25 protein-coding genes, 2 tRNA genes and 1 pseudogene are annotated in these 25,780 nt (G+C 31.5%); 9 read left to right on the top strand and 19 right to left on the bottom strand.

Features of this window, described 5'->3' with window-relative positions:
- Window positions 1–47: 47 nt before the first annotated feature.
- Window positions 48–1,958 (top strand): ABC-F family ATP-binding cassette domain-containing protein, encoded by a 1,911-nt coding sequence (locus ACFS5J_RS06840; protein ID WP_379811331.1) that lies wholly within the window; start codon window positions 48–50, stop codon window positions 1,956–1,958.
- Between the two features lie 47 nt (window positions 1,959–2,005).
- Here the strand turns inward: ACFS5J_RS06840 and ACFS5J_RS06835 are convergent, their stop codons facing one another.
- Both ACFS5J_RS06835 and ACFS5J_RS06830 read right to left on the bottom strand, forming a co-directional pair.
- A complete protein-coding gene (locus tag ACFS5J_RS06835; RefSeq protein WP_379811330.1) occupies window positions 2,006–3,151 on the bottom strand; it encodes an 8-amino-7-oxononanoate synthase in 1,146 nt (381 codons plus the stop codon).
- Window positions 3,152–3,219: 68 nt separating this feature from the next.
- Window positions 3,220–3,696 (bottom strand): DUF1761 domain-containing protein, encoded by a 477-nt coding sequence (locus ACFS5J_RS06830; protein WP_379811329.1) that lies wholly within the window; start codon window positions 3,694–3,696, stop codon window positions 3,220–3,222.
- A gap of 263 nt (window positions 3,697–3,959) precedes the next feature.
- Between ACFS5J_RS06830 and ACFS5J_RS06825 the strand changes: the two genes are divergently transcribed.
- From ACFS5J_RS06825 to ACFS5J_RS06805, 5 genes are all read left to right on the top strand, one after another.
- Window positions 3,960–4,394, top strand: a complete 435-nt coding sequence (locus ACFS5J_RS06825) for a hypothetical protein (RefSeq protein ID WP_379811328.1) — start codon at window positions 3,960–3,962, stop codon at window positions 4,392–4,394.
- Between the two features lie 59 nt (window positions 4,395–4,453).
- Window positions 4,454–4,765: a hypothetical protein gene (locus ACFS5J_RS06820; RefSeq protein WP_379811327.1), complete on the top strand. Its 312-nt coding sequence runs from the start codon at window positions 4,454–4,456 to the stop codon at window positions 4,763–4,765.
- 325 nt (window positions 4,766–5,090) lie between these two features.
- Window positions 5,091–5,408, top strand: coding sequence for a hypothetical protein (locus tag ACFS5J_RS06815; RefSeq protein ID WP_379811325.1), 318 nt, complete (start codon window positions 5,091–5,093; stop codon window positions 5,406–5,408).
- A 256-nt stretch (window positions 5,409–5,664) separates the two neighbouring features.
- Window positions 5,665–6,312, top strand: coding sequence for a sensor histidine kinase (locus ACFS5J_RS06810; RefSeq protein WP_379811324.1), 648 nt, complete (start codon window positions 5,665–5,667; stop codon window positions 6,310–6,312).
- 3 nt (window positions 6,313–6,315) lie between these two features.
- Window positions 6,316–6,978 (top strand): response regulator transcription factor, encoded by a 663-nt coding sequence (locus tag ACFS5J_RS06805; RefSeq protein ID WP_379811323.1) that lies wholly within the window; start codon window positions 6,316–6,318, stop codon window positions 6,976–6,978.
- A gap of 38 nt (window positions 6,979–7,016) precedes the next feature.
- Here ACFS5J_RS06805 and ACFS5J_RS06800 read toward each other — a convergent pair whose 3' ends face one another.
- The 4 genes from ACFS5J_RS06800 to ACFS5J_RS06785 all read right to left on the bottom strand — a co-directional run bounded on the left by ACFS5J_RS06800 (window position 7,017) and on the right by ACFS5J_RS06785 (window position 11,475).
- On the bottom strand, window positions 7,017–7,463 hold the full coding sequence (locus ACFS5J_RS06800) for a KTSC domain-containing protein (RefSeq protein WP_379811321.1): 447 nt from the start codon (window positions 7,461–7,463) through the stop codon (window positions 7,017–7,019).
- 106 nt (window positions 7,464–7,569) lie between these two features.
- Window positions 7,570–9,396 carry a hypothetical protein gene (locus tag ACFS5J_RS06795; RefSeq protein WP_379811320.1) on the bottom strand — a complete coding sequence of 609 codons (1,827 nt, stop codon included), beginning with the start codon at window positions 9,394–9,396 and terminating at the stop codon, window positions 7,570–7,572.
- Window positions 9,397–9,538: 142 nt separating this feature from the next.
- Window positions 9,539–10,915 carry a hypothetical protein gene (locus tag ACFS5J_RS06790; protein ID WP_379811319.1) on the bottom strand — a complete coding sequence of 459 codons (1,377 nt, stop codon included), beginning with the start codon at window positions 10,913–10,915 and terminating at the stop codon, window positions 9,539–9,541.
- Between the two features lie 230 nt (window positions 10,916–11,145).
- On the bottom strand, window positions 11,146–11,475 hold the full coding sequence (locus ACFS5J_RS06785; protein WP_379811317.1) for a hypothetical protein: 330 nt from the start codon (window positions 11,473–11,475) through the stop codon (window positions 11,146–11,148).
- Window positions 11,476–11,995: 520 nt separating this feature from the next.
- On the opposite strand from ACFS5J_RS06785, the gene ACFS5J_RS06780 reads away from it, so the two are divergent.
- Entirely contained in the window at window positions 11,996–12,373 is a 378-nt protein-coding gene (locus ACFS5J_RS06780) for a hypothetical protein (RefSeq protein ID WP_379811316.1), read from the top strand.
- A gap of 342 nt (window positions 12,374–12,715) precedes the next feature.
- On the opposite strand, the gene ACFS5J_RS06775 is transcribed toward ACFS5J_RS06780, so the two are convergent.
- On the bottom strand, window positions 12,716–13,093 hold the full coding sequence (locus tag ACFS5J_RS06775) for a hypothetical protein (RefSeq protein WP_379811315.1): 378 nt from the start codon (window positions 13,091–13,093) through the stop codon (window positions 12,716–12,718).
- Window positions 13,094–13,899: 806 nt separating this feature from the next.
- Window positions 13,900–14,859 (bottom strand): annotated as a pseudogene (locus ACFS5J_RS06770) (RHS repeat-associated core domain-containing protein); the annotation flags it as partial.
- 214 nt (window positions 14,860–15,073) lie between these two features.
- Here ACFS5J_RS06770 and ACFS5J_RS06765 point away from each other — a divergent pair.
- Entirely contained in the window at window positions 15,074–15,403 is a 330-nt protein-coding gene (locus ACFS5J_RS06765; protein WP_379811313.1) for a YegP family protein, read from the top strand.
- A gap of 272 nt (window positions 15,404–15,675) precedes the next feature.
- Here ACFS5J_RS06765 and ACFS5J_RS06760 read toward each other — a convergent pair whose 3' ends face one another.
- The 6 genes from ACFS5J_RS06760 to ACFS5J_RS06735 all read right to left on the bottom strand — a co-directional run bounded on the left by ACFS5J_RS06760 (window position 15,676) and on the right by ACFS5J_RS06735 (window position 20,799).
- Window positions 15,676–16,344: an NUMOD1 domain-containing DNA-binding protein gene (locus ACFS5J_RS06760; RefSeq protein WP_379811312.1), complete on the bottom strand. Its 669-nt coding sequence runs from the start codon at window positions 16,342–16,344 to the stop codon at window positions 15,676–15,678.
- A gap of 19 nt (window positions 16,345–16,363) precedes the next feature.
- Entirely contained in the window at window positions 16,364–17,815 is a 1,452-nt protein-coding gene (locus tag ACFS5J_RS06755) for a hypothetical protein (RefSeq protein WP_379811310.1), read from the bottom strand.
- A 374-nt stretch (window positions 17,816–18,189) separates the two neighbouring features.
- Complete coding sequence (locus ACFS5J_RS06750; RefSeq protein ID WP_379811309.1) at window positions 18,190–18,438, bottom strand: hypothetical protein; 249 nt, start codon at window positions 18,436–18,438, stop codon at window positions 18,190–18,192.
- Between the two features lie 49 nt (window positions 18,439–18,487).
- Complete coding sequence (locus ACFS5J_RS06745; protein WP_379811308.1) at window positions 18,488–19,489, bottom strand: DUF3871 family protein; 1,002 nt, start codon at window positions 19,487–19,489, stop codon at window positions 18,488–18,490.
- Complete coding sequence (locus ACFS5J_RS06740) at window positions 19,461–20,363, bottom strand: AAA family ATPase (protein WP_379811307.1); 903 nt, start codon at window positions 20,361–20,363, stop codon at window positions 19,461–19,463. The genes ACFS5J_RS06745 and ACFS5J_RS06740 overlap by 29 nt, the downstream gene beginning before the upstream one ends.
- Window positions 20,364–20,454: 91 nt before the next feature.
- Window positions 20,455–20,799 carry a hypothetical protein gene (locus tag ACFS5J_RS06735; RefSeq protein ID WP_379811305.1) on the bottom strand — a complete coding sequence of 115 codons (345 nt, stop codon included), beginning with the start codon at window positions 20,797–20,799 and terminating at the stop codon, window positions 20,455–20,457.
- A gap of 425 nt (window positions 20,800–21,224) precedes the next feature.
- Here ACFS5J_RS06735 and ACFS5J_RS06730 point away from each other — a divergent pair, with 425 nt between their 5' ends.
- The gene (locus tag ACFS5J_RS06730) at window positions 21,225–23,003 is read left to right on the top strand and encodes a T9SS type A sorting domain-containing protein (RefSeq protein WP_379811303.1); all 1,779 of its coding nucleotides are present in this window, start codon (window positions 21,225–21,227) and stop codon (window positions 23,001–23,003) included.
- Window positions 23,004–23,144: 141 nt separating this feature from the next.
- Here the strand turns inward: ACFS5J_RS06730 and ACFS5J_RS06725 are convergent, their stop codons facing one another.
- From ACFS5J_RS06725 to ACFS5J_RS06705, 5 genes are all read right to left on the bottom strand, one after another.
- Complete coding sequence (locus tag ACFS5J_RS06725; RefSeq protein WP_379811302.1) at window positions 23,145–23,462, bottom strand: hypothetical protein; 318 nt, start codon at window positions 23,460–23,462, stop codon at window positions 23,145–23,147.
- 26 nt (window positions 23,463–23,488) lie between these two features.
- The gene (locus ACFS5J_RS06720) at window positions 23,489–23,902 is read right to left on the bottom strand and encodes a hypothetical protein (RefSeq protein WP_379811301.1); all 414 of its coding nucleotides are present in this window, start codon (window positions 23,900–23,902) and stop codon (window positions 23,489–23,491) included.
- Between the two features lie 105 nt (window positions 23,903–24,007).
- The gene (locus ACFS5J_RS06715) at window positions 24,008–25,246 is read right to left on the bottom strand and encodes a tyrosine-type recombinase/integrase (RefSeq protein ID WP_379811299.1); all 1,239 of its coding nucleotides are present in this window, start codon (window positions 25,244–25,246) and stop codon (window positions 24,008–24,010) included.
- Between the two features lie 313 nt (window positions 25,247–25,559).
- Window positions 25,560–25,632, bottom strand: a tRNA-Met gene (locus ACFS5J_RS06710).
- Window positions 25,633–25,659: 27 nt separating this feature from the next.
- Window positions 25,660–25,732, bottom strand: a tRNA-Met gene (locus tag ACFS5J_RS06705).
- Between the last annotated feature and the right edge of the window lie 48 nt (window positions 25,733–25,780).

Here is a 25,780-nt window from a genome sequence, read left to right as displayed (position 1 = left end):
TACTATTTACTTTACAGTAAATGTGTAACAATTGTAACAAAAATCACATGCTAAACATACATAATTTGTCGGTTTCTTTTGGTGGAACCTATCTTTTCGAAGAGGTAACTTTTAGATTGGGTTCAGGAGATCGTGTTGGACTTGTTGGAAAAAATGGAGCAGGAAAATCAACAATGTTGAAAATTTTAGCAGGTGACTTTAAACCCGATTCTGGTACAATTGCTACTGAAAAGGAAGTGCAATTAGGTTTTTTGCGTCAGGATATTGATTTTGAAGAGGGACGAACTGTTTTAGAAGAAGCGTACCAAGCATTTGAAGCTATTAAAGTTGCGGAGTTTCGTATCGAAGAAATCAATCATCTATTGGCTACTAGAACGGACTACGAAAGTGAAGAGTATGGAGCTTTAATTGAGGAGTTGGGTGACGTAACTCACCATTATGAAGTTTTAGGAGGGTATAATTATGTTGGCGATACTGAAAAGATTCTTATTGGTTTAGGTTTTAAGAGGGAAGAGTTCAATAATTTAACTTCTACTTTTTCTGGAGGTTGGCGAATGCGTATTGAATTGGCTAAATTGTTATTACAGTCTAACGATATTCTTTTATTGGATGAGCCAACTAATCACTTGGATATTGAAAGTATCATTTGGTTGGAAAGTTTTCTTAAAACGTTTCCAGGAGTAGTGGTAATTGTTTCTCACGATAAAATGTTTTTGGACAATGTGACCAATAGAACCATCGAAATATCTTTGGGTAAAGCTTACGATTATAATAAACCGTACTCTCAATATTTAGTACTTCGTGAAGAGATTCGCGAAAAGCAATTGGCTACTCAAAAAAATCAAGCTAAAAAAATTGAAGAAACAGAAAAGTTAATTGAAAAATTCCGTGCAAAAGCGTCTAAAGCTTCCATGGCGCAATCGTTAATTAAAAAGCTTGATAAGGTTGAACGTATTGAGGTGGATGAAGATGATAATTCGGTTATGAATATTTCTTTCCCAGTTTCTCAAACGCCCGGTCGAGTTGTGGTAGAAGCAGAGCATGTAACCAAAGCCTATGGTGATAAAATAATATTAAAGGATATTTCCCTATTAGTAGAGCGTGGTAGTAAAATTGCTTTTGTGGGACAAAATGGTCAAGGTAAATCTACCTTTATAAAAGCTATTGTTGATGAGTTCGAATATCAAGGATCTATTAAGTTAGGACACAATGTGCAATTGGGATATTTTGCACAAAATCAAGCGGAGTATTTAGATGGTGAAAAAACACTTTTAGATACCATGCTTGAAGCCGCTCTAGACTCCAATCGTTCGAAGGTACGCGATATGCTTGGTGCATTTTTGTTCAGGGGTGATGATGTAGAGAAAAAAGTCAAAGTGCTATCAGGAGGGGAACGAAATCGTTTAGCATTATGTAAGCTGCTTTTACAGCCTATAAATGTATTGTTGATGGATGAGCCTACGAATCACTTAGATATTAAGTCTAAGAACGTTTTAAAGGCTGCATTACAAAAGTATGAAGGAACTTTGTTGTTAGTTTCGCACGACCGTGACTTCTTACAAGGTTTGGCAAATGTAACCTATGAGTTTAAAGACCAAAAAATAAAAGAGTATTTGGGGGATATCAATTTCTTCTTGGAACAACGTAACGCAAATGATATGCGTGCTATTGAGAAAAAGGATGAAGTAGTGAAGCCAAAAGATTCACAAACTAAAAATCTTTCTTACGAAGAACAAAAGAAGACGAAGTCGCTTCAAAACAAATTAAGTAAAATTGAAAGTCAAATCCAGCAATTGGAAAAAGACATTCAAAAAGATGATAAAGAATTGGCCACTCATTATGATAAGTTAATTGAAAATGCGTCATTTTTTACGGCTTACGAAAAAAAGAAACGCGAATTGGATCAGCTTTTAGAAGATTGGGAAAATGTGCAAATGGAACTGGAACAATTTAATTAGTGATGAATAAAGGAAGACTTTTTTGAAAATGCCAAAAAAGTCTTTTTTTATTTGAAAGGGTGGCGTTGTTGCCAATTCACCTCGGGTTCCAAACTATTAAAAATTCTGGCAATATATTTATTGATGAAACTATTGGTGTGTAGAATAAAACCTGACATTTGAATAGGATTAGCACCGATAGAGCTTTTGATTTCTAAGGCGGTTCTGCCAAAAATTATTTTTTCAAACTGATTTTCAATCCCGAATTTGGTCATGTTGTACAGCATGTTTAAATACAGCATGTTTTCCTTTTGAACAGTTTCATCATAACCTAAAAAATAAGTTTCTAAAACGACACCATTTAAAAGTAATGAATGAAAACCGACCAAATTAGCATTTAAAAAATACCCAAATACTTTAAAGCGATTACCACATTGCCTTTTAAAGGTAGAAAAGTGATGCTCATTTAAGAAAAAAGTATTGAAAGGCGCATTTTTTGCAACATAATGATACAACTGGTATATTTTACTTTCAAAACGAATAATCTCTTCTAACTCTAATTCTCTGCATACAATTCCGTTTATTTTTTTGTGAGCTCTTTTGTATTGGTCGCGGTATTTTTTGTTTAAAGCATTATAGTAATCATCTTTTGTTTTCCAATTTTCATCAATTTGAAAAATCATATTGGGTTGCGTATGGAACTCATAGATGTTTTTAAAATTATACATTTTTAGTTCTTTAGCTTTTTCAGTGTAAAAATCTTTAAATGAAACGATGTGGATTTTTATGTTTTTCTTTTGGAAGTATTCAATTATAGCATCGGAACTTTCAATTAAAATACTACTGATTTTTTCAATGTCAATTGGTCTTGAAAAAGCAAAGCTGTTTTGACCTGTTATCATGTTGTTGCCTAAAAACAGGACATGAGAAGCAAAATTTTTGAAAATAAAATTTCTAACCTTGGTTTTTAGACAATTATCGCGTTCTCCGAAAGATTCCAATTTGTTCAAATCGAGATATTGTGCTAGGCAAGTACCTATTAAAATATTTTCTTCAAAAACACCAATGTAAAAGCATTCCATGTTTACAGGTGCGGATTGTTCCAAGACATTCAAATAAGATGTTTGTAGAAAATGATTGCTATGGGCAACTTCATCCCATTCTTTTGGGAGACTAGCAATAGTGTTGAATATTTTAAAGGAGATGTTTTTCAAAGTAAAAAATAAATCGTCCTTAAAAATAGGACGATTTATAGTGAATTAAATGTTAAGAGACTGTTTTTTTATTTCCATCCACAGATGATTGCCCCCATGAGAGTTAAAGAGACCACCCAATATCCTCCTGTAATTAAAATGTACTTCCAAGACTTTTGTTCAAACAAACCATTTATGGCTACAGCTGGAAGGATTAGCATTACACCGGTCATGAGTCCATGTAACGCACCATGACCAAAACTTCTATGGTTCTCACCAACAACTTCCATATAAGCCATATAAGCAGGGTTAGTTGCATCACCATTAACAATTTGTAGAACACCACTTTGGTGAATGACAATGAGTGGTAAGAAAAATGACATGATAACGGATAAAATAAAAGTAAGACCAAAAATTTTAGCCATATTACCTTTTTTTGCTTTTTCTTCTGTCATTCCTGTTTCTGTCATCCAAGCTGTTCCAAATACTTTTGGGTTGTACCAAATGAAACCTACAAGAAAGGTTGATAATGCTGCTACTAAAGCAGCAATTGGATTAAAAATCATAAAATACTTTTTTTGGTTAGTGTATCTAATTTAATTTTTTTTTATAAATTGATTTGAGATTTGGGTGTGTTTTTTGTTTTTTCGAGCTATTTTGTAGGAATAACTACTCAAATTTATGGTAAATACGTATAAATAGGTATGTAAATACGTAATTATACGTATTGTTTACTGCGATATTTCGTTCTAAATTTGAATCATAAATCAAACAAGAGTATTTTATTTTTGATCAGTTTGATATTTTATAAGTTAAAAAGTAAAAAATAATGAGTTTAGTCAGAAACGTACACGAGTTGCAAATAAGTACTAAAACCGCTTTATTGTCAGTTTTTGGTCAAGCTCATTATTTTTTAATTGCTTTTTTTCTGTTTAAGCACAATATGGTTGACCAAGTAGAAAATCCATTTTTACTTGATTTTGATTTTTACATGATTATTTTGACAAGTTTGGTTTTTTCTTTGGTTTGGTTTATCGTTAATATTTGTATATCAAGTATATTACCAATCTATAGCATTCAGCCCAACGCTTCTGAGAAGGACGTATATTTTAGTTCAATGTCTTTTTCTATAGGATGTCTTACTTTGGCATTAATTCTTACTTTTCTACTAGATTCAAATTTTTACATTTTTATTGCATTTGCTTATATGTTTATTGCATTTAAAATTGTATGGTCTGTTTTTAAATTGATGTTTAATAAATAGTAATTTTTTTAAAAGAGAGAAAAGTCTTATATTAACACAATAATTATAATTCAAATTTTATGGCTGTTACACCAAATTCAGGAGCCCAGATTTCATTAACTGAGGCAGAAACATTAGTAGATGATTTTAAGGCTAAATTTCCAAGTGAAATTAAAGCTTCTTTTATTGGAATTGAAAATGTTCAAAATTTATTGAAACAAGACGGATGTATTGGAATTCGTATGTACTATGGATACGATAATGATGCGGAGAGATTGTCACCTGTTTTTGTTGGAGTAAATAGTGATGGAGAAGATATGATAGATTTGATAATGGACCGTAGTGTGCCTTGTCCTCCAGATTGTGATGCAAATAGCCCTTTAAACCGTTAATGTGGATTTATTAAGTTATACTTCTCAAATAGGCTTTTTTTTAGGATTATTACCGTTGGTAATTTATATATTAAACAAAAAGGTAAATCAAGAAACGGTTTACCTTTTGCCTTATATTGTATTAATGTTTGCAGGATCAATGTTTGAACAACTGAATGTAAATTTTTTTGGAATTCATACTGCAATTTGGTTTAGGTTTTATTGTTTTTTTGAGTTTTATGTGGTATTCTATTTTTTTTATAAAGTTTTAGAATATAAATTATTACTCAAGATTTTGGGGTGTATATATTTTGTAGTTTATTTCTATTTATTGAAAGATTTCTCTTTGGATCAACAGTTTTATGATGATATGCCTATTAATTTATTGATGGTAATATTTACGTTGTATGCTAGTACGCAGTGGTTTATTGAAGTTTTTCGAAAAATGGAGGATACCCCTTTGTATAGGCGTTCAGTTTTTTATTATATTTCTTCTTTTTTAATTTTCTTTACGGGGTCATTTTTAGTGCTGTTAACCGCTGATTACTTAAGGGAAGAGAATGTAGGGATTCGTAAATTTTGGGTAATCATAGGTGTTTTAAATATTGTGACTCGCTTAATTGTCAGTATTACTGTTTATAAGGCAAAAGTTAGAGTTACTTAAATCTATTTGTACTTTTCTTACCCCGTTCGAAACTTTTTTGTAATTTTATCCTCTAAATCTTACTAAAATTTGAATTGAAAGATTTGTTTTTTATAAGTTTTTTAGTTTTAATTTTGATTGTTAAGGAGATAAAAATTACTGTTTGGAGAGTTCAAATCAAATTGGAACATTAATCATTATAGGGTCAGGGCTGATAATTGTATTAGTACTTGTGCTACTTTTTTTGTCTGTTTTTTATCAGACTTACGTTTTAAAAATGAAGCGTAAGGAAGCAGAATTAATGTTAAAAACTTCGCTTGAAAGTGAGAAAAAAGAGCGTCAAAGAATTGCTGCGGATATTCATGATGGAGTATCTGGAGATTTAAATGCAATTCGAAATTTTATTTCTATTTTACTAAAGACAGAGCAAGATGTTGAAAAACAAGAAATGTTTGCTGAAATAAAGAGTGGAGTAGAAGCAGCACTTGAAAATACCAGAATTGTATCGTATAAATTGATGCCTCCTTTACTTGAAAAGGAAGGTTTTATTGTAGCTCTACAAGACTATTTTGAACGTTTGAATAGCAAAAACTCCGCTGTTTTTAGTTTAAATTTCAATAGTCGTTATGTCGATATGACTAATGAAATGGCTTATGAGTTATTCCGCGTACTTCAAGAGTTTACAACGAATATGATGAAATATGGAAATGTTTCTGAAGCTAAGGTAAATGTTATGGATGAAGCGCAGGCTTTAAAAATAACAATTCAAGACAACGGAACTCCATACAATTTCAAAGAAATGTATCTGAATTCAAAAGGAACTGGTTTAAAGAATATTAATTCGCGTTTAAAAGTAATAGAGGCCAATTTAATTCAGAATGAAGTTACTGACGGTAACTCATTTTTAATCGTTATAAGAAAATAACACATGAAAATTGCTATTGTAGACGACCATCAATTGTTTCGTAAAAGTCTTGTGCATCTAGTGAATACTTTTGATGGAGTAGAAGTGGTATTACAAGCAGGTAACGGAAAAGAATTCTTAGAAAAACTGGTTGATGTTCCCGTTGACTTGGTGTTATTGGATATTCAAATGCCCGAAATGGATGGTTTTCAAACGTGTAAAGTGCTTCGTGAGCAATATCCAGACTTGTACATTCTTATCATATCACAGTTAACCACAAAAGAAAGTATTCATCGTGTAATGGAAATGGGAGCGCATGGGTTTTTTACAAAAAATTCCGACCCAGAACAATTGGCGCAGGCTATAAGTAGTATTTCAGATAAAGGATATTATTTTGGTAACGAGCTAGGTTCGGTGCTAAGAGAGGCATTACTGTGGGAGAAAAAAGCCAATTATTCAACTACAGTATATGAAGATAATGCAATGTTAACTACTAGAGAAATTGAAATTATTAAATTAGCTTCACGGGAGTTAAGTAGTAAAGAAATTGCAGAAGAGTTAAATATTACAGTGAGAACTGTTGATACGCATCGAAAGCATATAATGGATAAGACGGCGTCTAAAAATATTATTGGGGCTGTTATTTATGCCTTAAAAAGACAATTGATAAACATTGATGATTTATAAAAATAAAAAAGCCTTTCATCTGAAAGGCTTTTTTATTTTTATACAGTTGCAACTAATTTACTAGCGCTTCTGTATAAATAAGTATTGTAAATATGACGTCTTGCGAAACGGCTAGGCGATTCCGCATTAATCATTTTGATATAAATGTTTTTTGGTACACCAAAATATTCATACTTATTACCATCTAAGAAATTTACATACAATACACTGTTGTCCATGTAAAAGTCTAAAATATTAGAAGTTGTAGTGGTTTTTGTATATTCTTCTTTGTCTTTTTCAAGGGTTTCAGGAGCAATACTCACTAAAAAATGATAGGCTTCAATTGTTAAAGTACTGATTGCTTCTACTTCCTTTTTTTGTTCCTCATCGGTAAATTTATCCGGATGATTCTCTTTCATGCTGTTTCGGTAGATAGTCTTTAACTCTTTTAAAGTAGCATCTTTCGTTACGTTAAGTAGTTTTCGGTACTCAACAATTTTTTTCATGTTCATAATTGTAAAAAATAATGCTTTTTAAAAGCAGTTGTAAACCTATTTCTTATTCCGGCGCAAAACTACTATAATTTATGTTAACCAACTAATAAAATCGTTTTTATTCGTACCGAATATATTCTGGCTTAGATAGTTGGAAGTCAGGAAGTGACAAGTCGGTATTTTCAAAAGAATTAGTTTTGAAAATATTTGTTCCTTCCAAAGGAATAGAAGGATAGTATGAAAACGAAATTTGAAAATGATTAAAAACCAAATAGTCATTATTGATTAAAACGCCAACGCCAAAGTTGGAATATATACGGCTGTTGAAAAAATCAGTATTTACGCCGGGAAGTACTCCAAAAGTCATATTGAGGTAGGGGCTAAAACGAAATCCATGCCAACTGCCAGGCGTATAGGTTTGCGTTTGTAAGCTTAAAACGCCTTTTTGAGTACCTGTAATAAGACTTTCAAAACCAGGGATACCGAGATTGTCATTTAAGGTTAGTTGGTCTTTTTCAGAAGGGTTACGGTTAGTTCCCCATATGTAAGATGGTTTTACAAATTGTCGTATACGCCATTTTCCAAGATAAAAGAGATTGGTAAAATACGTGAATTCCAATCGTAAAGCGATTTCTTGTGTGGTTCTGTTATCATAAAAACTGCCCCATTCTGCAGAACCACTCAAATAGCCAATGTTTAATTTTCTACCATACGCAAATTTGGATCCAAAATACCAGAGGGTTAAATTATTTTTATCTTGATATCCTACCTTTAATGCCATTATTTTACCATAAGGAACATCTTCTGGAAGATCGTAGTTGAAGATAAATTTATCTTGATAGTATTTTTGAGAAGTTAATCCAACTTGAAATATTGCATTTTTTTCATCTGAGAAAAAAGCATAAGGATCGATTGCAAAAGGCGGACTTTCAAAATATTTCTTTTGATTCAGTGTGAGGGAAGTGATAAGTTTGGTTGCTCGAAAGCGATATTCCATTTTGTCGGATAGCCTAAAGGAATGTCCGGCCCATATTTCGCCATATTCCGATTTTGTAGGACTAACAACGATACTATCAACAATTATTTGGCTAAACTCTTCACTTTGTGTTCTATTTTCAAAATAAACGCCACCAGCCCATTTCGTCAAAGGGGAGAAAAATTTACGCTGTAAAGAGACACTTCTTACACTGTTGTTGTCAAAATCATTTTCGTAATTAAGAGTGAGCTCGAGGTAACTGTTCTTGATGTTGTTGATGGTGTAGCGACCGGAAATATTTTTTTCTTTATCAATAAAACGCTCTTTAAATCGGCCATAAAGTTGGTGTCCGAGACCTAAAACATTGCGCTCTTTTAAATTAAAAGTTCCTTCACCTTCGGATAAGTTTCCATTTGGGATTAAACTCCAAGTATCCAAAGCTACTACTTCAATGTCAACAGAGTCTATTGTATTGGGAAGTTCGATAGTGTTTATTTCTACACGACGTATGTAGCGTTGACTTCTTATTAAACGCTCCGATTCTGCGATAAACAGAGGGTCGTAAGGGTCGTTGTTTTTAAAGAGTAATAAGTTTTTAATGGTCAGTTTTTTGGTTTTTACATGGATATGATTTCCAAAAGTTTCAAATTTTTTCGTTGGTACTTTGGAGGAATCACTAATAGAGTAACCAAATGGATCTAGGGTTTTAATTTTTATATTTCGTATAATTTTTCCTTTATAATTATTTTGGTCGGGTCTGTAGTTGGGTTCTATAATACGATTTACAGTTTTATTGAGTGCTGAAGGTCTAAAAATTAGTTTGTAGATTGCCCTTGAAAAGCTGTTCTTTTTTGAAAAATTATGAATATCGTGGTATACAGTCGTACTGTCGTTTACAATTTCATTATTTTGAGCGATACAAAATGATGAAATCAACAGAAAGACCCCTATAACGATTATATTTTTCATTTGCATACTTAAAGTTAGAATAACTTTTTTGTAAAATTAGTATCTGAATTTTATTTTGTAAGTAAAAAATGTAAATTAATGTAAAACAGTTTAATAAAAAAAGCTCCTTCAAAAGGAGCTTTTAAATTGAATTTATCCAATTTTATTTATTGGTGATATCTTTTAGTAGTTTTATTTGTAATAGTGATTCTGTTGAATTACCATTTGCATTATTGCCATTTATAATCATATTAGTTGGAACTTGCATATTTGATAACTCATGTGCAACACCAATGCGGGTTTCTTTTTCAATTTGCGCTTTTTCTTGTGGTGTTAAACCAGCATTTACTTTTAAGCGATTGGCGTCAGCCTCAGCCTTTTCTTTTATTAATAATGCTCGAGCTTCAAGTTCAGCAGTTTTAACCGCAATTTCGGCTAATTGTCTATTGGATTCCTCTTCTTTTACACGAGTTTCAATGGCAATCAATGTATTTACTTGCAGCTTTTCCTGTTTTACACGCTCAGCAGCTTTGTCTCGTTCTCCTTCAGCAACGATACGTTGTTGTGCAGCTCTAGCTGTTTCAACTTTTTGGATTTCAATAATCTTCTCGGCAGAAATATCACGTTGTTGTTTTAATTTGTCTTCAAAAGCCTTATTCAAATCTACATCATCGATAATTACTTGTGCAGTAATAATTTTGTTTACGTTGATTTCGTGAGGAATTCTTTTAGGAATACCGTTTACAAAAATTTTCTCGTTACGGATAAACTTGTTAATTTCCTTAATACTTCTTTTCTTTTTAACCAAGGAGTCGATTCCAGTTTCATTGTAAATTGTATCGCGTACCTCCACTTTTTTAACTACAAAGCCTCCGTTTTTAAGAGCGTCTTCAATAGTCATACGGTAATCGGTTGCTGAACCTGAAACATAATCTTCAGCCGAATACATGAAGGTAACGTTTTTTAATTGCTCTGAAATGGTTGGCAACAAAGTGTTGTTGATTAAGTTTGAAGGTTGTCTGTAGGTTTCTACAAGTTTAATAAATGAGGCATCGTCATTAGGCATTTCAAATCGAACAGAAGCATACACATTGGCGTCAACTTTATCGATGAAACGCACATTGATTCCGTTTGGAATAATGCCTTCAATACCGGTAACGTCTTGTTTGTAATTTCCTTTTTTGTCAAGCGCTACACATTTGATGTCAATGAATTTTTCCCACTCTTGAATTTTACTAAAAGGCACAACAAATTTAATACCTGGTGTCATAATTGTTGAACGTGCTCCCGATGGACTTAATATGTAATATTGGTGTCCTTCTTTTGCGAAAATTACCGATTCACTTAAAAGTAATAAAACTAAGCCAAATGCAAATACTCCAGCTCGCATTTTAAAATCCCACATGGTCAATAGTGGTGAATGTGGAGGTTGTCTATTACCGTTTACGTCTATTTCGCCGTTTGTTTTTCTTAAATAGGGGTAAACAAATGTCATTGCAATTGCGAAAGCAACCAATAGGAAACCTAGAAATGTTAACATACTTGAATATAAATTATGGGTTAGAAAATTGTCTTGAAAAAGGTAAAGCTTTAATCGTGTTTTTAGAAGTAGTATAGAAGTTACTACTGGAAAGTTTTAAGACTTTGAAGTTGAGTTTATGGCTTTGGTCTTTCAAGAATTGTAATTAAGATTGTCTTTATTGTACGCGAATAGCTACAAAAAAGTTACAATTTTAGGCTATAAAATTTAAGATATAGATTTTTAGGGTTTTATTTTTGAAGGACTTCTTCTTTTTTTACAATCTCATTAGTATGGTGAATTTCACCATTATAAGCATCTATTTCATTGGCTGCTAATACCGCAACCGACTTTAGTAAAGCGATATCTAGTCGATTACAAATTGCTTTAATATCTTTAGTTGCATCCGAAACACGCTTTTTTGGGTGCCACAAGGTGTCTTCTGTTAGATTGTATATTTTTTCTTTTTTAAAAATCCAGAAATCGTCAAAATATCCCATATCCAGTAAAGCATCTTTTGCTTCTTTATGTTTCTCTGCAATGTTGTAGCATAAAATTACTTTGCCGATTGTCTCTGTCATAACTTTGTAGATTTAAATTACAAAATAAATAAACATGGTTTTAGAAGGCAATACGTAAAATTACGTATTTATGTACGTGTTTTTACGTATGGCTTTAGCGGGGTGCTTAAAACTCAAGTTGATATTTTTATTATTGTATTTCTATTTTTTTTTTGAATATTATAGAGCAAAGAAAATTAATTCATTTTTAAAATAATTACGGAAAACCGTATATCAAAAGAATAGAAGTGTTTTTTGAATTCTATAGAAGTAAAAGTGAGGTTTTTCTTAAAAATTACCCACAAAAAAACCCTCTCATTGCTGAAAGGGTTACTTAGTAGCGGGAACAGGACTCGAACCTGTGATGGTAATCCCTTTGTATACTTGACTTTACAAGGGGTGTGGTTTTTTTGTTGTCGATTTGTATGCCTTTTATTTAAATTTGATATTCTAAATGGATAAAAATTATTTTATTTGCGCTATACTTAATTTCGTAAACCAAATTTTAATTTGGATTTAGTATGTTCAAATAATTTTAGGCATGGATTTTTTATTTTTAATTTTATTATTAACGATTAATTTTTTCACTTTTTTTTTAATAGATAGAAAAGTAATTGCTAAGCTAATTGCGAATGTTTTATTTTTTGTTGTATTAATTTTTTATTCAAAATATTTTAATGAATTTAAGGAAATCTTAGGTTTAAAAATGGAAAAAAAACATTATTTTATTATGATGGTTTTTAGTTTTTCCATTCTTGGGATAGTATATATTGTGTATTATTTCAATCAATTAAATTCACATATAAATAATGAAATTTTAGGAAAGCCATTGCCTTTTTCTCTTAGTAAGAAACTAATCTCAATAGTATTAATATTTGCTGTAAGTTTAATGCAAATTGTGTTGTTTTTAAAAAATTAGAAAATCATAATAGTTCATTGTTTTTATTATAAAATAAGGTTTTATTTTATTGGTAATGAGTGTTTTGTTTTTTAGCGTATTCTCTGAATGGTTTTATTAATGGTGATTTAAGCTTCCTTTATGGACTACAATAAATAAGAAAATCCTAACCATATCAGTTAGGATTTCTTGCTTTATACACTTAACTAATCAAACCCTTTATAACCTCAATACAGCTCATATAAGACACTTAAAAATGTTTTTATGAGAATGTTGTTGAGGATATTTGAGGTGTTATATGGGCTTATAAATGCTTAAAATGGATTGAGGCGAAACGGTTAGGAATCGCCTTTGTTTTTTAATTTAATTTGTACTTATACTTTTTAAATCTTCTCTTGAAAATCCAGCCTCTAATATTAATGTTGTATCAGTTATAGGTTCATTTAGATAGATTCTACTTACTTCATGATTATTTGAAGAATAAATTACTTTGTAAAATCCTCCAATTTTCTCTCCTTTTTCATCCCTTGGTGAATCAGAACCCCAAGCTTTTTCATTAACATAATATTTGTATCTTAAGTATGGTCTCATACTTGCTCCCTTGAACTCAGTAATTTTACCAACCGTAACTATTCCATGGTTTTCAATTTCATTGTCGTAATTATTTCCTTCATAAAGATTATAAACAATCCAAATTAAAGACAAAAAAAGAATAAAATAATTAAAATTTTTAGTTTTCATAATTTATTTATCTGTAAAATTAGAAGCTCCTGTTCCTATGCTTTCTATTCCTGAGTTAATCATCTATTGATAAGTCGCAAATGAAGCATTGGTCATTGTTGAACTTGGTCATTGTATATTCCTTTTAATACTTCCACCTATAGAATTAATCATAAGTTTATTTGTTGATACACTAAATGTATTTAAAATGCTATTATTTTTACCAATGATTTTATGAGAATGTTATATTGAGGATAATTGAGGTGTTATATGGGCTTATAAATACTTAAAATGGATAAAGGATGAGGCGAAACGGTTAGGAATCTCCTTTTACATATAAAAGAAAGAACTTGTTCTAAAATTAATATTACTAATACAGAAACATTATTAAATTACCTATTATCTGCCTCGGATGAAAAGTAGGACTTAGTAATATTAATAAGAGGTATAATTCTAAAGTTAAAAAAATGAAGACATAAATAGTATGTAAAACTCTACTTCTTTTCGATATGCCAAAGAATTCTTTATTATTCATTATAGGATAATTTTTAAAATATTTGCTAACTAAATAATAAATTATGAATGCAAATATTAAACCAGCAATTTTATAAACATCCTTAAAAAAATGTCCAAATAAAATAACAAAATCTATGTGCTCAAACAATAGTACCCTGAAAAACATTAAAACATCGAATATTCCAAAAAAAACAATAAATGATAAAATTATTTTACCTGTTTCACCATTTTCCCCAAAATGTTTATAATTTAAATGAGCACAACACCAATAACTATAACTTAAAAGCTTTTTTATTTTTTTCATAATTGAATTAATCAAAAGGATTTATATTAACATTTACTCCTCCAGTACTTTCGTCAATCGCATTCCCAATCATATCAGTTACTCCAACACCATTATTAAATAAAGAAACTGTTAAATCAACGCCGCTGTACGCCCAGCCTAGAGGTCCCATTGTAGAAAGTATTGAAATTGCAATCTTAGCACCTTCACCATAAGTTAATTTACCATCAGACCCTGCTTCTAACGTTGTTAAAACCGCAGAAGCATAGCCCCATTTTAGTGAGCCAGCACTAAGTTTTGCCGAGATATTTTTTGCGAAATTCTGATTAATTCTTTGACCTTGAACTCCTCTGATGAATTTGCCATTTGCTTGTTTTGCCAAGATATTTGAACTCCTCCATTTTCCCTTAGCATTAAACCAACCAAAACGATTTGATTTTAAATTACCTCTGGTACCTAATTGAAATGATTGTGTGCTAACTCCTATTTTTAATGCAGTCCAAGAATCAAACTGAGAACTCATATCATTTTCACCATACCACTGGGAGCCATAAACAAGAGCCTCTAGTCTATTAGCCGCACCATTAATTGCACTTTCACTATATCCTGTTCTTGAATTGCCAACAACTTCAATTCCTGGTAACATAATTAATTCACCTGGTGACATATTTAAACTTATATCTGAACTGTAAAAGTTTACGTAACCACCATCATAGGTTTCAAAACCTCCATTTCCATTATTGTTCCAGACGGTTACATCATCACGACTCCTATCAAACATCTCCATTAAAACACTTTCTTCAATTAATCCTGTTGGGTCTGAAAAGACTATTGGATTATTAAACGCGAAGCGATATGGGGTAAATCCTGGTGCTATCTCCGCCAATCTATCCATTCCATAAAAAAGTCCTATTGCAGGGTCATATTGTCTAAAATCCATTGCCGTAACATTAAGTCCTAGCTCATCTTGAAACTCTTTACCGTTGTATTTATACTTGTAAGATTTAGTAAACTTCTCTTAAGTTATTATATGCGTAAAAACTACTCTTTCATAAAAGAACGTCCAATCTTCTTTATTACTGCAACGAAAATATACTTATTCAATGTTTTTTCCTAGTTAACTAAAAAAAAACAACTAACGTTCTGTGATTTTTTATTTATATTTAGGTCTGAAAATTAAACAATTATAAAATTTTATTAAAATGGGAAAATTTGAGATTACAAAAAGAACAAATGGGGATTATCAATTCAATTTGAAAGCTGGCAATGGTCAAGTTATCTTAACTAGTCAAGGCTATTCTTCTAAAGCAGGTTGTGAAAACGGAATTGATTCTGTTAAAACAAATTCTAAAATTGATGAGCGTTTTGAAAGAAAGACATCAACGAATGGTAAGCCTTATTTTAATTTAAAATCTTCTAATGGTCAAATTATTGGAACGAGTGAAATGTATGAAAGTACAGCTTCAAGAGATAACGGAATTGAATCAGTCAAAAATAATGCTCCAAGTGCTGAGGTAGTAGATTTAAGTTAGGTTTTGATGTGAGATATAATAAAAAAAGCTCTCATTTGAGAGCTTTTTATAATGTAGGGATTATTTCGTTTACAATGTAATCTTCAGCTACTTGCTTTGTTAGTACATTTTTATTTCTGTTGTTTCTTAAGAGTAGAATGTTTGAAGTGTTTTCACCATATTCAAAATCTTCAGAGTTTAAATATTGCCTAGAATAAGAATGGTATACTATTTGTCTTTTAGTGTTTGCTATAGTAGAATTTTTATCATTTATTCAGAATTTAGGTTTTAATCTAGTTTTTTTCTCTTGGACCCACATAAAGCCAAATATATCCCCCTGATTGTTTTCTTTCTCCTCTACAACACTTAGTTATACAGGATTTTGATATACCTGTAATTCTAGAAGCTTCAGAAGCTGAAACATATGTATTCAATAAATTCCCTTTTAAACTGAATTGTTGTACTGCTTTTTTTCTACTGTCATTGTTCAGAGTAAAAGGCTCTTTGTATTCATAACTCCACATATAACCTCCTGCGGTTTGGTTCACACTCCAACAAGCTCTACTTATACTTTGTTTTTTTACATTTATACTGTTTCCAGAATCTGTTAAATTGTCAAAAGTGCTATTTAAAGTGCCATCAAGGTTGTACTTATAAATTGTTTTTTTAAAACCTCCTCCTTTGTCAGCGTTGTAGCCATTAATATACGAATTTTCTACTTTAATGTGTAAAATTTCTTTTTGCGCTAGTTCATCTTGAGTAGTTGCAGTATCAATTTGTTCCCAATTGAAAGTTTCTGGTCCGTATGTGTTGATTGCCTTATGGAATTTAATGTTGCTTCCTGAACTTGACTTTTGGTAATGGTCTTGTATTCTTTCTTCAATATTTTGGGTTGTAGCCCCAATGTAAACTTCGCCATTTAGCGTGTTTGTTGCTTTGTAAATTATTCCTTCTATCATCATCTTTCTTGTTTTTTATTTATTATCCTGCTACTGTAAATACTCCAAATTCCAATATCACTTCATTCATTGTTTTTTGAACTATATCAGCTTCACTTTTTTTACAACCCAAAGCATCATATATGTATAGCACATATATTCCTTGGTTGTTTAATCTGCGTATTACTTCAGTCATAATTTGTACTTCTAATTCAAACATTTTCATTGAAGTTATTTTATGACCAAAATTAGACCCTCTCTTGTCTTTAATTATATTTTTCAATAATTCTGGTTCATGTAGGTTGTAATACTCGTATAGAGGGCTTCTTTTCATTCCTTGAATCTTTCTGTTGAAAAAGGATAAGTGCTCTGTTTTTACCTCTTGTAAGCTAATTCCAAGGGCATTTGCGACATTTTGATGCGTTATATACTTGGTTGAGCCTTTGTAAATTTGCATCGCTAAATTTGGGTGTAAAGCTTTAAAGTCAACTTCAATAATTTCTTCTCCGTTTATTGTAACAAACTCTCTTATCCAACTCGGCATTAAATTAAAGCTGTCTACAACCCTTCCTCCAGATTTATAATTACCAATATGGGGCATTAAATATCCCTTTTGAGTTAGGTATAAATATTGCTTGATATTTTCCTCTACAAAGGTTTTGTTTTTGAAATCTTTAATTTTCTCCTTCTTGCGTTTATTTAATTTACACAAAGCTTTTCCTTTTTTGGAGTGATAATTGTCTTCAATTAATCGATCAGCTTCAATTGATATTTTCTCAATTGATGGTATTTCAAGAATAGGATAGATTCTCAATAAATTATATGCGATTTTGTTTTCTATAGCTTCACTTAGTTTTTTCAAATGTTGCTTTCTTCGCTTCTCAATTAAGTCTTCACTTGTTAATGTATATGTTTCAAAATTAATTGTTTGAAAACGTTGGTTTAACTTATAAGCTTTTGAATATGAACCAGATTTGTATGTTTCATTTCCATATTGTCCTTTTTTAATTTCAATTATGGGATATGTAGAATTGGTTGTGTACGTTAAAGCATCAATTATCGATGTGTAGATGTAGGTATTGTCATTTCCTTTTTTATATTTTTGATCAAGATATTTTGAATTTAGGTTTAGCCATTGATCATATTCATTTTCATAAAAAACTGTACCTGTAAAATTTGATACAAAATCCATACATTTTTCTACTGCAATAGTTTTGTTGTTATCAATCTTATTTAAAACTGATTTTGGTAATCGATTAATCGTTCTTTTTACAGTTTTAGGAATGGTAATACTTTCAACAGATGATAAATATGTCGGAAAATTGATACTACTATCTTCTGTAAAGATTGGGGTGTTTAAGTTGTTAGTTCCTTTAAAATAAGGTGTTTCAGTGATAGATTGATTCTTTTGTGAATCAGTAACATAATTAATAGTACTTGAAGGTGGTTGGTACTGATAATTAGAATTGAATTGAGTTTCTTTCAATAAATTCATTTTTTCAAAATTGATTAAACATTCAGTTTGAATCAGTTTTTTTGAATTTTTGAATATGTAGTATTTGTTAAGTAATTGTAGAGAGTAGTTTTTAGTAAAAAACTGAAATTAGCTGCAAATATAAGAAAAATATTTGAGAAATCCAAATTTTTAACACATTATTTTGTACAAAAGTGTTAATTTTTTAATTTTAACTCAATAATAAGTCCAGAAATACCAACACAAATTAGATTTGTGCTGATAAATGGACTAGGTTATTAACGTTTTCAGTGTTTTTTTGATGTAGCAGAGAACGGCTCAAAAGTTAATATCAAAATACAACATAACTGCTTTTGGGTATGATTACTCATCGTAATTAGTGAATCATTATATCTTTAGACGATGATTTCAAAATGGTAGTAGTAATAGGCTTTACCTTGAATGATGTAAACGGTTTTTAATTCTAAATTTACTTTTACTGCTTCAACAAATACGATATCACCAATTCTTAATGCTCCAATATCATGAATTACCTTTACTTGAAAAGGACAAAATAGTTTTTTTAGGAGATTATTCCACGTTACCACATAAATTACTCGAGGAGAAGCGTATTTTAATGTTTCTGCGAGTTCTTTTTTGTTCATTTTTACTGAATTATTGTAAATTTTGTTTGGGTAAATTTTAATAAAACCATCATGAAAAGGCTATTGTATTATTATAGATGAAATAATCCGTCTGGTTGTTTTGCAGCGTTTTAAAGAGGTAATTTATAAACTCGTAAGCATTTACATTCCGTTCCAAATTACTGTCTATATACGTGCTTTTATTGGCTTCTGTAAATAGGTTGTAGACATTCCAAAGGCTAATTTTATCGTCTGCTGATTTAGCAAAGTTTTCATCTAAATGGTAATCCCTTACAATGGAATTGATTTGACTGTCGTTGATTTTTAGAGTAAAAATTTCATTTTTAATAGTCTTATCCAAATGAGGGAATAGTTTCATTTTTCCAATTAAATGAGCAAATTGGTTTTCCGTAAGGTAATAGTCGTTCATTGAACGCATAAGTTCCAAATGCTTTTTTTTATCATAGCTTTCAAACAAGATATTAGTTCGATTGGCTAGCTCCTCAATAGAACTTACACGCAAATCCTCCTTTAAACCATCCGTTGCTATACAAAGATTGGTACATACCTTATTTTGAAACCCAATAAATAGCTTAAACTTCTCAATGGATTTTTTACTAAATAAATTTTCTTGGTTGTAGGCGCGTACTCCACCAATGCATAAGTTTAAAGGGTTACCGTTTACAATTTCACTTATTTCGGGTATTTCAAATAGAAATGCCATACGTTCGTAATAAATGGTTTTTTCTTCTTCCAATAAATCTTTGGCAGGTTTTCCAATAGCTGATGGTATTCGTCCTTTTATAACATGTGAAACTCTAATTTCAGGAACAAGATTACCCTGATACCCCAAAACATCTTGTATAACATTTTTTACAGTATTGATGAATTGGTAATGAGAAATAGTGGTTTCATTGTCTTTTGCAAAAACTGGAATGATACAATCGTTTTTGAGGTGTTCCAAAGTTACAGGTAGTGTATTCGCTTCTATAAAGGAGGAAGTTTTTGATTGTACAATTGCATCTTCCTCAATTATTTGGTGGCTAATGTTTTGTTGTAAGGTTGTTTCCATGAAGTTGAGTATTTTGATTTGAAATGATGTTATCCGTTGGTACGACTTGTGCAGTTAATGCAGACAATGCATCTTTTTTGGCTACAATTAAGGGATATAATTCTTTGCTGAATTGCGAATTATTATTGTAGATGGTTTTTAATTCTTCTTCAGTAGTACAATTTTCTATTTGTAGTTTTAAAGTGTCTAATGAAATACCTTGATTGCACCAGTCTTTTAATTTCTTTCCTGTAGATGAATTTATAATGAACTCGGGTTTTCCAACAAATAAGCCTGTTCTGTCTTTACTTGCAGCAACTAAATGTTTGTCATTTAGGAATTCAAAATTGACGGTCAATTCATACTCATAGCCCTCACGTTGGATTTCTTTAGTACCCAATTTCATGACTTTGGTTTTACCAGTGCTGTCTTGATCCAAGCTGTAATCCACTTTTCTACGTGATGTAGTTATAATATGGGTTTTGGATTGTATAATGGCATCAATAAAAGCGTTATGACGTGGTGTTATTTTTGCCCAATCGTTAAAACGTCCTCCTAACTGCTCGTGAATTTCCAAACAGCCACCTTTTCCTGACCATTCATGTGAAATGGAATCTATAATTACTACTTCAATAGCAGCGTTTTCACAAATTTTAATAGCTTCAATATACCGTTCTGGAGTATACGGTTCGCTTAACGACAATACGTTGAATTCTCCTAGATGAGAATATAAACTGGCACTATTGTTTTCTGTATCGATGAGTGCAATTTTATTCCAATCGTTGGTAATTCCAAAGGCTAGGAGTAAGGCACTGTAGGTCTTACCATATCCACTAGGACCTGACATACCAATTCGCAGTTTGACTTGATGTCTTTTTGCTTTTTCTAATTTCATGGTGTAGATGTTTTAAATTGATTAATAAAAAAGGAGCTTCCGATTTGGAAACTCCCTTGACTAAGCTGTATGGCGTATAATAAATGTTGTTTTATTCAATCACCATTTCGTGGTTAACATTTTCTGCAATAATTGCATTTTCATCACTCATGTATTCGTGGCGATGGTTACGCTGAATCATTTCACCTGTTTCTTCAATTGTGAATTCATACGGTTCAACTTCAACTTTTACGATTTTACCAGGCAATGAACTTCCAATTAAGGATTGACAGGTTGTTTCATTAAAAGTGCAAGAAACTCTTGCGGTTTTAGCGGTTAAGTAAGTTCTTCCAGTTTCTCTGCTGATAACTGCTTCAACCCCTCCTTGAACAACTAAAGAAAAGAACTCCTCGCCATTTTCTTTTTTGTAAGCTTTGTAATCAATAATTTGTACCATAGTTTTTTAAATTTAAGATTAAACATAGCGAGTGCTACCCGCCGCACTTGACCAAAGTGGAGTGATGATTCTACTTCCTTGCCCAACGGGGGTATTACCCAAAATCAAAGTAGAATGGGGGTTGATGCTTAATTACATCACGTTCGTTTCTGAAAAAAAATAAAAAAATTTGAAAAAAATAAATTTTAGTATCCAGTTACTACTAATATTTCAATTACCGGCCATAGTGCGATGTAAACTTGGGTATAGGGTGAAACACTTAGAGGTTTACGGACTGTTTTGTATTTTGTAAAATATTGGGAATTAACACAAAGTGTGAAATTTATGTAAGTATTTATTGAAATATTATTTTATATTTGAATATAACATAATGCGCTATACGGTGTTTTTGTTTGGTGTTGTACTAAAATTGAAATATAAAATAGATGAAAAGAATTTTACTATTACTGGTGTTGTGCTTAGGTACTTTAACATTACAAGGACAAGGTTTTCAATGGTTGCAAAATGGAGGGGGAACGGCGAGTATATCGGGGTCAAACTACTATAGACAAGAACAAGTTATTGATATTGCTACAGATAGCCAACGTAATGTTTATGTGGTATCGGTAGTGACTATGCTTAATGTCCAACTGGGGACAGTACCAGTAACTACTTTTGAGCAAGATATAAATAGTACTGATTTTGTTATTGCTAGTTATAGCTGTGATGGTACTTACCGCTGGCACAAAGTATTTGGCGGCGGTGATAGTGATTTTCCAGCTGGTATCGAAGTGGATAGTCAAGACAATGTGTATGTAGTGGGGTATCTAAAAGAATGTCGTGCAGCTGGTCAACCGTATTACGCAATACCTCAAATAGGGGACAATAGTGGTATTGATTATACTTCTACTAATTCTCCAACGGCATGTCAAAGGGCTTTTATGGCCAAGTTTAACAGCAATGGAGTATATCAGTGGATACATTATATACATCCTCCATCAACTAATTCAGCACCATTGTCCCACCCTTTTATGGTACGAAATTTTTATATGGTAAATGATGTTATCCATTGGCTTTTATGGATTCCTCCAGGTACTTATGAAAATGGCGCATTTAGTAATACGAATACTAACTTACCATTTTTATATTATGTATTAAAGTATGACACCTCTGGTAATTTTATCAGTGCTACCCCTTTTGATTTACAGCTATCAAATTATACTTCTAGTGAAATGCGTTGGTATCGCAACCCCTATAATGGGTATTATTATGCTATTCATGCAAATAACAATAATAGTATCACCATGACAGCCAATAATGGAAATACAAGCATGACTCCAGGTCCCTCAAAGATTATATGTTTTAACGCTTTAGGCCAATATCAATGGCATACAGAGTCAACAGGTGTTGTATTAGAATTATCTGATGTTGATTTTGATGTAAACAATAATGTATATCTGTCTGGAAGAACTAGTAATTTTGCTCCGGGTAGTTTTTTAGGTTGGGATATATCCAATTTACCATTTGGAGCTGTAGGATTTGTTATGAAGTGTAATCCAACCGTTACCTCTTATGATTGGGTGAGTCATTATGACCCACCTGGAGGTCAATTGCTTTATTCATCTATGAAATATACTCCTACAGCAATTTACTTTGCAGGTCAGATGGTATCATCCCCTTTTGTATGGGGCAATCAGTCGATAACAGGTCCTGGAACTAATAATGGTTTTGATCCCTTGTTAGCTCGTTTGGACCCTGCAACTGGAGCATGTACTAGTTTGCATCGTATTGTTGGTAATAATGGATCAAATGATACTTTTACAGCAATGGAATTTGACAATGCAGGAGATTTGATTTTGGGAGGCAGAATGGGATATGCTTTAACGGACAGTAATAATGTTACGCATTATGCTGTGGGTGGTAATACTGATTTTTTTGTTACGAAATTTGCATCACAGGCGTGTCAATCTTTAAGTGCTGAAAGTTTTGGTGAAACACAAATAAATATTTACCCGAATCCTACAAACACTTTTATTTCAGTAAATAATATTCAGCAAGAATATAACTACGCAATTTTTGATTTAAAAGGAGTCCGTGTGAAAGAAGGTACTGTTGCTATTGATAAAAATAGTATTGCTATGGATGATTTGAGTCTTGGTATTTATGTATTACAGCTTCAAAGTAATGATGGAGCAGTTTTAAATATAAAAGTGATAAAAAATTAATTCTAAGTCTAATCAATTATTAATCCACTACTAATATCTCTATTACTATTAATAATGTTACTGAATTGACTATGCTGAAAAACCCTAGTATGTAAAGGGTTTGTAGCTTTTTGTTAGTGTTTTGTAATGTCAGTTTTCCGATTAGTATAGGATATGCATATGAAAGTCAAAAGTGAAGGCTTTGCAATTTGGGCAGTAATTGTTGGATTGATTTAAAAACAAATCAAAGTTTTGAAAAACATTGTTTTTACCATTGTCACCTTTTAGGTCATTGTCGGTGTAAAACAAGTAATTTGGATTTTTATCATCAGTAATGTAGTTCACACTCTCTAGTTTTCCAGTATGAACATTTATTGCGGGAACAGGATTATTGGTCTGGTAGTTAAATCTTCCACCACCAAACCAAATATCTGTTTTGTAATCGCAGATTCTGCAATGTGCGTTTAAAATATAACCCATGGATATTCTTTTTCTATTTGATTGTATTAGAACTTATTTCTTTTTGCTGAAGCTATTCCAATTTTATTACTATCAAAAATGTTTATAATATTAATTCCAGTTGTATTGTTTAATGAACTAATTAGATTGTCTGCAAAATCTTGAGCATCTTGTTCGTACAAGAACTGGTTCATAATTATGTTTAATACGTCATGATTTATATGAGCTTCTTTTATATAAGGTTCGTTTTCAAGTTCTTTAATAAAGTTTTTGTGAGCTTCGTTTAAAATCGTTGTTTTATTTATCTCGTTTTGAACTAAATTTTCAAAATGCATATTAGCTATTTTTTTATTGCTATTACTTCTTTCTCTTTGAACAGCTTCTCTAGTTTCGTTTTCTTTAATTGCTGTAATAATAAAATAAATTACAATTAAAATAATTCCAATAATAATAGCGCTCATGTTTTTTGTTTTTTGGTTAGACTTAATGTTTTTTATTGTAAATGATTGTTGCAATTACTCAAAGTGATTCAGGCTTTATTTAATCAATTTACAAGATTAATTTTACTACAAATTACGGGTATCCCCATTTTTACTCAATTTTTCTGATAGTGACTTCATTTGCTCACTTACTTTTTTCTGAACGACTTTCGCATAATGTTCTTGGGTAGTTGAGATTTTTGCATGTCCAAGCAATTCGCTTACTATTTCAATAGGAATATCATTGTATAATAAAATAGTTGTGGCAAATGTTTTACGTGCAGTATGATGAGTAATTCTTTTCTCTATACCAACTATTTCAGCGATTTCTTTTAAGTATGAATTGAATTTTTGATTGGATATTTTTGGTAAAATATTTGAATTTGGAATTGAATCGTCTGCATACTTTGTAATTATTTCCTCTGCCTTACCTAGTAATGGAATTGAAATGTATTTCTTTGTTTTCTTTCTAAAAATACGAATCCATCTAGCTTTGTCAAAACCTGAAATAATATTCTTGTTTTTCAAACTGACCATTTCTTCATATGGTAAACCTGTGTAACAGCAAAAAATAAATAAATCTTTAATCTGCCTAAGTCTTCGTTGTTTGAAATTATGGTTTTCAACTAGTGATAATTCTTCAGGAGTTAAGTAAATGACTTCTAATTTAACTTTTTTAGGTTTGTAGAGTAGGAAAGGGTCTGTTATAATAAATCCTTCAGATAGTGCTAACTTGATTATTTTGCGTATTCTCTGAATGGTTTTATTAATGGTGATTTGCTTTTGCTTCTTTTGAATTTTTAAATACCGATCCAATTCAGTTAAAAACTTCAGATTTATTTCTTTTAGGAGAAGATCTTGCTTTTTGTACGTATGTTTTATAAAATCCTGGGTGTGATTTTTTGCTTCAAGGAATTTTTTGTAAGTACCAATGGAATATTCAATATTGATAAGACGTTGCATTGAATCGTTGTGTAGGTCAAATATTTCCAAAAGTGTTTTTTCAGATTTTATATTTTCTCCTTTAAAATGAAGGTATATGTCGTTAACATCAAAATCGGTTTGTTGAACCTGAAGAAATAAAAAAGCCTGACTTATCATGTGATTTATCAGGCTTAGTTGTGTTTCTATTTGGCTGTCATTAATTGTTTCAGTATTTATCCATTGTTTGGAACTGTCCCATTCGTTTGGTTTTATAAGTAGACCGGTGGCGAATTCACGCCTTTTTTGATTGTAGGTGATTCTACATCTTAAAGGACATTTTCCTTGCTTGTTTATTCGTGCTTTTGCTAGTAAAAAGATAATGTTGATTTTTTTATTATTCATGGCTTGTATATTAAGTTAATGGAGGTTAAAAGTGGCACACCTGAATTTTAGAGTGGTACACCTTTTTTATAAGTTTTGTGTCCGATTTGAACCCTCAATTTATGAAAATGGCACACCAAAAAGCACACCTTTGAAAAAAGTGGCACACCTAGTTTTTTTCGAAATATGCACACCTTGAAAAAATAGTACGCCTTTTTTGATTGTAAAATTGAAGGTAGAGAGTGTGTTTCTTGAATTCTATAGAAGTAAAAGTGAGGTTTTTCGTAAAAATTACCCACAAAAAAACCCTCTCATTGCTGAAAGGGTTACTTAGTAGCGGGAACAGGACTCGAACCTGTGACCTTCGGGTTATGAGCCCGACGAGCTGCCTACTGCTCTATCCCGCGCTGTGCGTTGAAATTCAATAAATTTAGTAGCGGGAACAGGACTCGAACCTGTGACCTTCGGGTTATGAGCCCGACGAGCTGCCTACTGCTCTATCCCGCGCTGTGTTTTACGCTGAAGTTTCCAATACTTTCAAAATACTACTTCAAA

The sequence above is a fragment of the Flavobacterium chuncheonense genome (genome assembly GCF_042686145.1).
In the GTDB taxonomy this organism is placed as follows: Bacteria; Bacteroidota; Bacteroidia; order Flavobacteriales; family Flavobacteriaceae; genus Flavobacterium; species Flavobacterium chuncheonense.
The sequence above is the reverse complement of the archived record's forward strand: the minus strand, read 5'-3'. Positions and strand labels throughout refer to the sequence as shown.